The following is a 10390-nucleotide window of genomic DNA, read 5'->3' on the forward strand; positions in this document are numbered from 1 at the left end:
AAGAAACCGGCACCACTATTGAGCTAGACGACAATGGTACCGTTAAAATTGCCGCTACAGACGGTGAAGCAGCTAAGCTTGCCATTACCCGTATTCAGCAACTGACCGCAGAAGTTGAGCCGGGCACCATTTACCAAGGTCAGGTGGTTCGTTTGGCTGACTTTGGTGCTTTTGTGAATATCTTGCCTGGCAAAGATGGTTTAGTGCACATTTCTCAAATTACCGAAGAGCGTGTTAAAAACGTCTCGGATCATTTGAGTGTCGGTGACAGCGTTAAGGTGAAGGTATTAGAAGTTGACCGCCAAGGTCGTATTCGCTTATCCATTAAAGAAGCGAAAGAGCCTGAAGTCGCCACTGATGCACCTGAAACTTCAGTAACTGAAGCCGCCGCCGAGCCCACAGCTGAGACTGTTGCCCCAGCTGATGAAACAGCGAAAGTTTCTACTCCTGCACCAGCTCAACCAGAAGCCACAGCACCGGCTAACGAACAAGAAAAACCAGCCGAATAATACTCGCTGTGTTTAATATGAGCAAAAAAGCCGAGACTAAGGTCTCGGCTTTTTTATAGGCTCAGATTGAGGTTTAGCGTAAATGGCGCAGTAGAATAGCAAAGTCGGCGTTTACTTCTTGAGCCAGTGGAATATACACCACATGGCCACTGCCAGGCGCCACCTCAACGTATTCGCCTTTGCGATTTTTGATCTGCTCTAAGGTAAAGCTAATATTGCCAGCAGGCGTCATCAGCTCTAATTGATCGCCCACCATAAACTTATTTTTGACCTCAACTTCTACCCAATCGCCGTCGCGGCGAGTGATGTCTCCCACAAACTGTTGTTGTGTCGAGACCGAGTGACCGGTTTCGTAGTTTTGGTAATCACTATGGGTATGGCGTTTTAGAAAGCCCTCGGTATAACCACGATGGGCTAAGTTTTCTAAAGTGCTCATTAGGCTAGTATCAAAAGGCTTACCCGCCACCGCATCATCAATGGCTTTGCGATAAACCTGAGCGGTACGAGCCACATAGTAAAAAGACTTAGTCCGGCCTTCAATTTTTAATGAGTGCACCCCCATTTGCGTTAAGCGCTCGACATATTGTACAGCACGCAAATCTTTCGAGTTCATTATATAAGTGCCGTGCTCATCTTCATAAGCTGCCATATACTCACCGGGTCTATTACTCTCTTCTAGTAATACCGGATGCTCATAGGGGGCGCCTATGCCTAGGGTAGGCGCGGGCCCTGCGTCTTTGGCAGGGTCGACTTTTTGTACCATTATCGGCTCTTGTTGATGCACAATTTGGCCGGCATCGTCTTCTTTTGCATCATGTACTTTATATTCCCAACGACAGGCATTGGTACAGGTGCCCTGATTAGGATCGCGTTTATTAATGTAGCCTGAAAGCAAACAGCGGCCCGAATAAGCCATACACAAAGCGCCATGCACAAAGACTTCTAGCTCAACTTTGGGGCACTGGGCACGAATCTCTTCAATTTCTTCTAGTGAGAGTTCGCGCGATAAAATCACTCGCTCAATGCCATAATCTTGCCAAAATTTAACTGAAGCCCAGTTAACGGCATTTGCCTGTACCGACAGGTGAATGGTTACTTCAGGGAAATGCTCACGCACCAGCATAATTAACCCAGGATCAGACATAATCAAGGCGTCTGGCCCCATGTCTATGACGGGTTTCATGTCGCGAATAAAGGTTTTTAGTTTGGCATTGTGGGGTTGAATGTTAACCACCACATAAAACTTTTTGCCCAAAGCATGGGCTTCGTTAATGCCTATTTGTAGGTTTTCGTGATTAAACTCGTTATTACGTACTCGCAGCGAGTAGCGCGGTTGGCCGGCATACACGGCATCTGCACCATAGGCAAACGCATAACGCATGTTTTTTAAGCTGCCCGCAGGTGAGAGCAGTTCGGGCGTAAAGGGCAGGGGAGAAGTATTGGGCATGAAATTAATCTCTGATATCAGGTCAGCAAGCCGCTACCTAATAGCGGCCGAATACGCTATTTTACTATGCCAGAGATTGAATATCGAGGTTGGTGTTTAACGGCTAGCGCCAAGCTAGAGGTAAGCTAACACTATTTCTGCCACGCAATACACGAAAGCACACGGAAAGTGACTAATAAAAATAATTGATGGATTCAGCCCTTACAATAATTATTCATTTGCTCTTTGTCCGTCTTTTCCAGTGTATTCCGTGGCAAGAAAGTCTTAGTCTCAGTGTTTTGCTGAGCTAGGCACTGTAGTGTTAATTAGAGATATGGGCGATTAAGTCTAGCGTTTTGTGAGAGTAGCCCATTTCGTTATCGTACCAGGCCACTAACTTAACGAAGTTGTCGTTAAGCGCAATACCAGCGCCGGCATCAAAGACACTGGTGCAGGTTTCCCCCACAAAGTCGGTAGATACTACGGCATCGTCGGTATAGCCCAGAATGCCTTTGAGCTCGCCTTGTGCTGCAGCTTTAAGGGTGTGACAAATTTCCTCATAGCTGGCAGGCTTTGCTAAACGTACCGTGAGATCGACCACAGACACGTTAGGAGTAGGCACACGAAATGACATGCCGGTGAGTTTACCATTGAGCTCGGGGATCACTTTGCCCACCGCCTTAGCAGCACCGGTTGAGGAGGGGATAATATTTTGGCTGGCGCCACGGCCACCGCGCCAGTCTTTTTGTGAAGGGCCATCTACGGTATTTTGTGTGGCAGTAATGGCATGCACTGTGGTCATTAAGCCTTCCACAATACCAAAATTGTTATTAACGACTTTAGCCAAGGGGGCTAAACAGTTAGTGGTACAAGAGGCATTGGATACAATATCTTCACCGGCATACTTTTCTTGATTAACGCCCATCACAAACATAGGCGTGGCATCTTTAGAGGGGCCGGTGAGTACGACTTTTTTCGCGCCGGCTTGAATATGTAGCCGTGCTTTTTCGTCTGTCATAAATAAGCCGGTAGCTTCGGCCACGACATCCACATTCACCTCACCCCAGTTCAGCTTGGCAGGGTCGCGCTCGGCAGTGACACGTATTGGCTTACCGTTAACAATTAACTGTTGGCCCTCTACTCTAACATCCCCTTGAAAACGCCCATGAGTAGAGTCGTATTTCAACATATAAGCCATATAATCAACGTCTTGTAAGTCATTGATAGCCACCACTTCCATGTCGTTACGTTCACATGCGGCGCGAAACATTAAGCGCCCAATGCGTCCAAAACCATTAATCGCAATTTTAATTGTCATATTTACACTCTAGGCTGCAATGAATAAAACATTATAGGATATAACGTTACAATATTAGGGGAAATCGTCAATCTTAAGCTACATAAAACTCCCATTATGTTGCGCTAGATCAGTTGATTCTCTGGGTGCTCGGGACTTTATATTGGCCTTGTTTTAGTTGGGTAAGAATACGTTCAACTTGCTCTTGCATTGCCTGTTGCTGAGATGCATTAAATTGGGCATAGCCATCAATGCGTGCCAGCTCAATGTTTTCTTCATGCTCTAGCTGGTCTAATACTCGTGACCAAACCCATACGTCTTCATATCTTTGCTGGCGCGTGACGAGTGTAAGCAAGTTGGCAATAATATTATTATCTATGGTGTCGCCTTCTTTATACAGGCTAAGAGCAAAATGCAGGGCTTGCTCAGCTGCTTTACTATCGCGAACCATAATGACAGTCGCCAGAATATTTTGGAGATCGGGGGAGTGCATTTCAGGTCTGTCGGCTAACTTAATAAATCGAGCTTTTGCCTTGAGGCTGCCCTCATGCTGCCAATGCCATAATAATAAATAAGGGTAATCTGAATTTTCGGTGTCTGCTGTTAATTGTGTCATGGCTTTTTGGGCGTGATAGACCGCATCTACCTTATCGGTTTTGCGCTCTTTGCGTCGTGTATATTCGATAGACAGTAATGGATCTAAGCAGTCATGGTAGATTTTTAATGTGTTCAATAAATCATAGTCATGGACGTCGCTGGGCTGTTCTGATTGCTGTTTTCTGGCTCGAATAAGGGCGGTGCGTTCAAAACGACACCAACTATCCGCATGTAGCTGTTGGCAATATTGTGGTGTGTCTTCGCAAATGTTGGTGATGCGATCTCGGTCACAAGCCGCTAAGAATAGGGGAGTGATTAGCATCAAAAATGCGTGTTTGATGTTCATTTGAGCACCTTCATGGCTGTCCTTAGTCTGGTAATCATACCCTCTATCTACTAAAATAGACGCACTTAAATAGAGCCGATGCGGCATTTTTGCGGTTACTCACCCCATGCTCGCTTCAATACTCATGATAGTTACCTGATAAAAAGGATCTGGTCGATGACCCACGAGAGTTACTTGTCTGCCTGGCAACAAAGCCAAGAGCTGGCAGAATCTATGCAGCCGTTGATTGGCAAATTATACCGTGATCAGGGCGTGGAAATTAGCGTACACGCGCGTCCACTACTTAATGCTTCTACTATAGAAATCATTAAGGCGCACCGTGTGGTCAGCCGCCACGAAGGCAGTGCACTGTTAGTTAGCCAGAGCTATCCCATACTCAAAGCACTGAGTGAGCTAGATCTCGCCCCCGCCAGTATCGACTTAGGTAAATTAGCAGTCACCTATTGGCAATCTCACACTGATGAATCAGGCCTAGCCGACTTTTTACGCAGTGAACTTGCTCCCGCTATTGAGAGTAATGATAACAGCCAGCCAACGGATGTAGTCTTGTATGGTTTTGGTCGCATTGGTCGTTTGCTTGCACGTTTGTTAATTGAGCGTTCTGGTGGCAACCACGGTTTGCGTTTGCGTGGTATTGTGGTGCGTGGCTCGGCAGATGACTTAGAAAAACGTGCTAGTTTATTACGTCGTGACTCTGTACATGGTCCCTTTAATGGCTCTATTGAAGTAGACATGGAAAATCATGCCATTATTGCCAATGGAACTTATATTCAGGTCATTTATGCTAATAATCCGACTGAAGTTGATTATACCCAATATGGTATTAGCAACGCATTAGTGGTTGATAATACGGGTATTTGGCGTGATGAAGAAGGCTTAGGCTTGCACCTTCAGGCCAAGGGCGCGGCTAAAGTCTTGTTAACGGCGCCAGGTAAAGGCGATATTAAAAATATCGTATTTGGTGTTAACGACAATATGATTTTGCCCGAAGACTTAATCGTATCGGCAGCGTCCTGTACAACTAACGCTATCACCCCGGTTCTTAAAGCGGTGAGTGATAAGTATGGTGTTAAGAATGGTCACGTAGAAACCGTGCACTCTTATACCAACGACCAAAACCTGATTGATAACTTCCATAAGGGTGACCGTCGCGGCCGTAGCGCAGCATTGAATATGGTATTGACCAGCACTGGTGCGGCCTCAGCTGTGGCTAAAGCGCTACCTGAACTAAAGGGTAAGCTAACGGGTAATGCGATTCGTGTACCTACGCCTAACGTTTCTATGGCGGTAATTAATTTAAACTTAGATAAGCCAACCAATGCGGATGAGCTTAATGAGTATTTGTTAACGATGTCGCTGGACTCGCCTTTACACCAGCAAATTGATTTTAGTACGAGTCGCGAATTGGTTTCCACTGATATGGTTGGTTCGCGTTTTGCTGGCATTGTTGACTCTTTGGCCACCATTGCTGAAGATGACCGTGCTGTTTTATACGTTTGGTATGACAACGAGTTTGGTTATAGCTGCCAAGTGGTTCGTGTGATGCAAAAAATGGCCGGTATTGAACTGATAGACTTACCTCAGTAATAACGGGGAGAAACACCCTCTATTATATGAGAGTTTATTAAGGGCAGCCATGAGCTGCCCTTGTCGTTTATGGCTGATGTTTTTATAAAGAGACTATTTAGCAGGAGATACACTATGTCATCATTTCAGCAAGCGGTGGCGCAAATGCCAGAAGATGTTTATTTGCGACTCAAAACGGCGGTAGAGCTGGGTAAATGGCCAGATGGCGCATCATTAACCGCAGAGCAAAAAGAGAACAGTATGCAAGCCGTGTTGCTATGGCAAGCTCTGCATAATGAAGATCCTGAGCACATGACTATTGGCAAAGGCGGCGAACTCACCATTAAAAGTAAAGCCGAGCTGCGCCGTCAATTTAGTAGTGAACAGGAAATTACGCGTCAAAAGCTAGATTAATAGCAGCGCCGAGCACCAAGCGCCCGGCGCCCAGCTCAACAAAAAGCCGAGACGGGTGACTTTCTCGTCAGGCAATATACAAAAAACTAAGCTGAGATAGAGCGGGGAGGGCGTACTTCTTAGGTCACCCCCTTAATAAACTCTCTTTTCCGTGTTGGTCCGTGTATTCCGTGGCAAAATGAGTGTTAGCCTCTATCTTTAGCGCGCGCTAAAAAGTTAAAAGTCGGGGCTGGAAATTTCGTCAAGTGACAGGGAGAAGCTGGGTACAAACACTTCGATAAAATAACGTATTTCATCATTCATACGGTCATCAAGCATGGCAGACAGGCGCTTTTGGGCGGCGGCAAACTCTTTATTACCTGCACTTAACTCTTCAGCGCACTTTAAGTAAGCACATAATATATCTGCAGACTTCACTAAGTGTGCATAGTCATCGGTATGCTCAGCACATAATAAAGGCGCATAAGCGGCTTGTAATTCACTTGGCAACATATTCAACAAGCTTTGCTCGGCATTACTTTCTATGTCTTTATAAGCGCGAGAAATATCATCATTAAAGTACTTTACCGGTGTGGGTAAGTCGCCGGTGAGCACTTCACTGGCATCGTGAAATAGTGCCTGCATGGCGGCGTAGGCTGGGTCGAGATAACCGTTATAAAAGGTATTCTTAATGACCACTAACGCATGAGCGACCATGGCGACTTGTAAGCTGTGCTCGGCGACGTTTTCTTGCGCTATGCTGCGCATTAATGGCCAGCGCTGAATTAACTTCATACGGGCCATATGGGCAAAAAAGTGACTGCGTTTTTTGGTCATATCCAAACCACCTTAGGGTGTACAGAGGCTGCTAAAATCGGCGTTATTGGCGATACTCAACAAAGATATTGTTATAATGGCATTAAATACCATTAATAACCGTTAACTTCATAGAATAAGGGAAGATGGAATGGATAAGCAAACTCAGCTTGAACTGGATGCCGCAGCTTTTCGTGCTTTGTTGGCGCATTTAGATTCGCGTAAAGATGCACAAAATATTGATTTGATGAACTTAGCAGGCTTTTGCCGTAACTGTTTAAGTAAGTGGTACTTGGCGGCCGCAGAAGAACACGGGGTTGCCATGGATTATGACCAAGCCCGCGAGCACGTGTATGGTATGCCTTATGATGAATGGAAAGCCAAATACCAACAAGAGGCCACGCCCGAGCAGCTGGCCGCCTTTGCTAAAAGCCAGAAATAACAGCTTTAAGCTGTCAGTTTGGAGTGGCCCCGATGGAGTGGCCACTCCAGTTAAAGATAAGCGCTAACCGCCTTACGTTAAAGACAAGCACTGTGCTCTGTAATCTTACGCTGCAAGTTCTGCGAAGCAGTAAGGTTTCACTTGTCTTTTACGTATAGCGTAGAGCTGCGTTATACGCTGTTATTTAAATACGACTGTTTTGTTGCCGTAAACAAAGACTTTTTCTTCTAGTATTAAGTTAAGTGCGCGGCTTAAAACAGAGCGCTCTACATCACGACCTGCCTTGGCCATGTCTTGAGCACTAAACACATGATTAACGTGGATCACGTCTTGCTCGATGATGGGGCCTTCGTCTAAATCGTTGGTTACAAAGTGTGCGGTGGCGCCAATCATTTTCACACCGCGTTCGTACGCTTGACGATAAGGGCTGGCGCCAATAAAGGCTGGTAAAAATGAGTGGTGAATATTAATTAAACGCTGCTCAAAGCGAGCCACAAAATCAGGGCTTAAAATGCGCATATACTTGGCTAGTACCACATAATCTGGCTGATAATCTTCAATAATGCCAGCTATCTGTTGCTCGTGTTCAGCTCGGTTTAGTCCTTCATGAGACACACAATGATAGGGCACATCAAACTTGTCGGTGAGGCTTTTTAATGCATCATAATTGCCCACAACTGCCACAATATCGAGCTGCATAGCGCCAGAAAACTGCTTAATTAATATGTCGCCTAAGCAGTGTGCCTCTTTGGTAACCATAATGACGACCCGTTTATTTCCTGCGGGCACTAACCGGCGTTCGCTGCCTGAGGGCAGGGCATCATCTAGATCGGCCAGTAAAGTGTAGTCGTTAAAATACCCTTCTAATTCTGTACGCATAAAAAAGTGACCATTTTCATAATCAACAAATTCGTCGTTGCGCATAATATTAAGCTGGTGCTTATAGCAAATATTAGTAATTTTAGAGATCAGCCCTTTTGCATCAGGGCAGTGTGTTAGCAGTATTTTCCGTTCCATTTTGGTGCTCTATTAATCGATTAGGTGTATAGGGTTTCTTCAGTACACAGGCAAAGCACTATACTGAGCGTTTAGCACAGCAATGCTTATATTTTTTAGGTGTTGAATGATGCGTAGCGCCACAGGGGCAGGCTTGATTGGGTTTAATTTTAGGCGGATTAATGAGGCCGTCTCGGTATAACCAGCGCCCAGATAACCGCTCAAAGTTAGAGCGCTCATGCAAAGAGACCACCCGGCCATTTTCACGGTAGCGCGCTTTAAACTCCACCATTCCTGTGGCGTTGGTAGCCTCACCGGTCGCAAATATAATCGTCAGGCCTAGCCACTCTGTGCTATGACCAACTGTTCTTAACTCACCAGCGGTTAACTGACCGCGAGTGTCGGGATGCCAAGTGCTTAATAAGTAGTCGCCTAAACCTAACACGAAAGCGCTATAGCGAGAACGCATGAGCGCGAGGGGGGAATGTGGAGAGTGTGTTCCCAAAAGATAGGGTTGGCAGCAATGTTCAAATGGCTGTTGGCTATAACAATGGCAAAGCATGATGAGTCTTAAACAATATTAATACAGGTTGCATAGTATGCCATGACACTGGGCGTGGCGGCCTCTTGTTTTTAAATATTGTGACCTTCAATAAAAAAGCGGCTCCGAGGAGCCGCTTTATAATATCATTTCTGTTTAGCAATATTATTCGATGATTTCAACTTCGATAGTCGCTTGTGCTTTTGCATCTACACGACGGTCGCGTTGGCGTTCAGCTTCAGTTTGGCCTTCAGCCAATTCGCTACCATACCAGGCGGTTTGAATGTTTTGTGCAGCAACACCGCGCTCAACTAAGTAATCTTTCGCAGATAACGCACGGCGCTCAGATAGTTTGCGGTTGTATTCAGCGCTACCTAAACGGTCCGCATAACCTGCCAACTCTACTTGATAGTCTGGGTTATCTTGTGCAAACAAAGCCACTTCGTCTAGTGTTGCGCGAGAATCGCCAGATAATTCAGATTTATCAAAGCCAAAATAAATAGAGCCATCCGCTGTTACTGTACGAGTTTCGTAGGTGGTTTCTTGAGCCGGTTGCTGTGCTACTGGTGCAACTGGAGGGGGGGTGCTTTCGCCACGGTTAGGGTGCAGTACCAGCTCTAACATGAAGTTATTAACGTCGGTGTTGAAGCCGTTGGTGCTGGCTTTACCTATGTCTTCAATGCGGCGGTAGCGAGCTTGTAGATCAACTAAATCAGACGCTCTGTAGGTTGCACCTATACCGTATATAGGGGAGAAGCCTTTTTCACTTATATTTGACTTACCTGATATAGATGCAGCGCCAGTGTCCCAAGCCAGCGTACCCAGTTCACCAAACAAACCAACACGCTCGCTTAATGGTAAGCGACCAATCGCCGATAAGTTAATTGCTTTGGTATCTAAATCTTCACCAAAGTAGTTAAAGCCAAGTTCAACACCTAAGTGTTCATTGGCATTATAACCGGTGAATAAGCTAAGGGCTTCGCCATCACCGTCTAAACCAGAGTCGTAACGCTCAATGTCACTATATTCAGCATAACCTGCCCCTGCACCAACATACCAATCAAGTGCTTGTACGTTAGCGGAAACACCGGCGGCAGCAAGTGCCATTGCAATTAAAGAAGGAGCCACTGTCTTTTTCATGTTGTCTTCCTCATCTATCAGTCTTCGATTCACTCGAAATGAATGTATCACCGTATTAATCACGAGAACACCTCGTGTGAGTGATGTGCAAGTATCTTGTTATTGTTATTCAAAATACGTTATTAATTAAACGTTTATTCTAGTGTTCATGCTCGCACCGTTTCAGACTAGCGTTTATTATGAGTGCTAACAAGGTGTTGACTAGCTTAAAAGGCTAAAATTGTCGCAGCTATTGCAATAGAACGCACTGTTGTGGCTGTTTTATACTGAGGAATCCCCACATGATTTCTTTTTAAAACAGGGAGTTAAGAGGTGACGCGC

General features: G+C 45.6%; 11 protein-coding genes. 4 read left to right on the plus strand and 7 right to left on the minus strand.

Features of this window, described 5'->3' with window-relative positions; translation table 11 throughout:
- The coding region (locus tag ACTHY5_RS09190; protein ID WP_441878932.1) for a S1 RNA-binding domain-containing protein at window positions 1-509 on the plus strand (509 nt) is incomplete at its 5' end.
- Between the two features lie 73 nt (window positions 510-582).
- Here ACTHY5_RS09190 and trhP read toward each other — a convergent pair.
- The 3 genes from trhP to ACTHY5_RS09205 all read right to left on the minus strand — a co-directional run bounded on the left by trhP (window position 583) and on the right by ACTHY5_RS09205 (window position 4175).
- The gene (gene trhP / locus ACTHY5_RS09195; protein ID WP_441878934.1) at window positions 583-1956 is read right to left on the minus strand and encodes a prephenate-dependent tRNA uridine(34) hydroxylase TrhP; all 1374 of its coding nucleotides are present in this window, start codon (window positions 1954-1956) and stop codon (window positions 583-585) included.
- Window positions 1957-2257: 301 nt separating this feature from the next.
- Window positions 2258-3253, minus strand: coding sequence for a type I glyceraldehyde-3-phosphate dehydrogenase (gene gap / locus ACTHY5_RS09200; protein WP_441878936.1), 996 nt, complete (start codon window positions 3251-3253; stop codon window positions 2258-2260).
- Window positions 3254-3362: 109 nt separating this feature from the next.
- Window positions 3363-4175: a DUF2989 domain-containing protein gene (locus tag ACTHY5_RS09205; protein ID WP_441878937.1), complete on the minus strand. Its 813-nt coding sequence runs from the start codon at window positions 4173-4175 to the stop codon at window positions 3363-3365.
- Window positions 4176-4331: 156 nt separating this feature from the next.
- On the opposite strand from ACTHY5_RS09205, the gene ACTHY5_RS09210 reads away from it, so the two are divergent.
- Both ACTHY5_RS09210 and ACTHY5_RS09215 read left to right on the plus strand, forming a co-directional pair.
- Window positions 4332-5762 carry a glyceraldehyde-3-phosphate dehydrogenase gene (locus ACTHY5_RS09210; RefSeq protein ID WP_441878939.1) on the plus strand — a complete coding sequence of 477 codons (1431 nt, stop codon included), beginning with the start codon at window positions 4332-4334 and terminating at the stop codon, window positions 5760-5762.
- A gap of 114 nt (window positions 5763-5876) precedes the next feature.
- Entirely contained in the window at window positions 5877-6155 is a 279-nt protein-coding gene (locus tag ACTHY5_RS09215) for a YeaC family protein (RefSeq protein WP_441878941.1), read from the plus strand.
- A gap of 216 nt (window positions 6156-6371) precedes the next feature.
- Here the strand turns inward: ACTHY5_RS09215 and yfbR are convergent, their stop codons facing one another.
- Window positions 6372-6971 (minus strand): 5'-deoxynucleotidase, encoded by a 600-nt coding sequence (yfbR, locus tag ACTHY5_RS09220; RefSeq protein WP_441878943.1) that lies wholly within the window; start codon window positions 6969-6971, stop codon window positions 6372-6374.
- Window positions 6972-7101: 130 nt separating this feature from the next.
- Between yfbR and ACTHY5_RS09225 the strand changes: the two genes are divergently transcribed.
- Complete coding sequence (locus tag ACTHY5_RS09225; RefSeq protein ID WP_441878945.1) at window positions 7102-7392, plus strand: DUF1244 domain-containing protein; 291 nt, start codon at window positions 7102-7104, stop codon at window positions 7390-7392.
- A 180-nt stretch (window positions 7393-7572) separates the two neighbouring features.
- Here the strand turns inward: ACTHY5_RS09225 and purU are convergent, their stop codons facing one another.
- The 3 genes from purU to ACTHY5_RS09240 all read right to left on the minus strand — a co-directional run bounded on the left by purU (window position 7573) and on the right by ACTHY5_RS09240 (window position 10069).
- Window positions 7573-8409, minus strand: coding sequence for a formyltetrahydrofolate deformylase (gene purU / locus ACTHY5_RS09230; protein WP_441878947.1), 837 nt, complete (start codon window positions 8407-8409; stop codon window positions 7573-7575).
- A gap of 58 nt (window positions 8410-8467) precedes the next feature.
- The gene (locus ACTHY5_RS09235; protein ID WP_441878949.1) at window positions 8468-8950 is read right to left on the minus strand and encodes a YchJ family protein; all 483 of its coding nucleotides are present in this window, start codon (window positions 8948-8950) and stop codon (window positions 8468-8470) included.
- A 144-nt stretch (window positions 8951-9094) separates the two neighbouring features.
- The gene (locus ACTHY5_RS09240) at window positions 9095-10069 is read right to left on the minus strand and encodes an OmpA family protein (protein WP_441878951.1); all 975 of its coding nucleotides are present in this window, start codon (window positions 10067-10069) and stop codon (window positions 9095-9097) included.
- Window positions 10070-10390 lie beyond the last annotated feature (321 nt).

The organism is Oceanisphaera sp. (assembly GCF_052084945.1).
Classification (GTDB): domain Bacteria; phylum Pseudomonadota; class Gammaproteobacteria; order Enterobacterales; family Aeromonadaceae; genus Oceanimonas.

Coding starts and splice junctions, on each gene's coding strand:
- gap (WP_441878936.1), bottom strand. CDS start 3,253: ATGACAATTAAAATTGCGATTAATGGTTTTGGACGCATTGGGCGCTTA.
- ACTHY5_RS09205 (WP_441878937.1), bottom strand. CDS start 4,175: ATGAACATCAAACACGCATTTTTGATGCTAATCACTCCCCTATTCTTA.
- trhP (WP_441878934.1), bottom strand. CDS start 1,956: ATGCCCAATACTTCTCCCCTGCCCTTTACGCCCGAACTGCTCTCACCT.
- ACTHY5_RS09215 (WP_441878941.1), top strand. CDS start 5,877: ATGTCATCATTTCAGCAAGCGGTGGCGCAAATGCCAGAAGATGTTTAT.
- purU (WP_441878947.1), bottom strand. CDS start 8,409: ATGGAACGGAAAATACTGCTAACACACTGCCCTGATGCAAAAGGGCTG.
- ACTHY5_RS09240 (WP_441878951.1), bottom strand. CDS start 10,069: ATGAAAAAGACAGTGGCTCCTTCTTTAATTGCAATGGCACTTGCTGCC.
- ACTHY5_RS09210 (WP_441878939.1), top strand. CDS start 4,332: ATGACCCACGAGAGTTACTTGTCTGCCTGGCAACAAAGCCAAGAGCTG.
- ACTHY5_RS09225 (WP_441878945.1), top strand. CDS start 7,102: ATGGATAAGCAAACTCAGCTTGAACTGGATGCCGCAGCTTTTCGTGCT.
- ACTHY5_RS09235 (WP_441878949.1), bottom strand. CDS start 8,950: ATGCTTTGCCATTGTTATAGCCAACAGCCATTTGAACATTGCTGCCAA.
- yfbR (WP_441878943.1), bottom strand. CDS start 6,971: ATGACCAAAAAACGCAGTCACTTTTTTGCCCATATGGCCCGTATGAAG.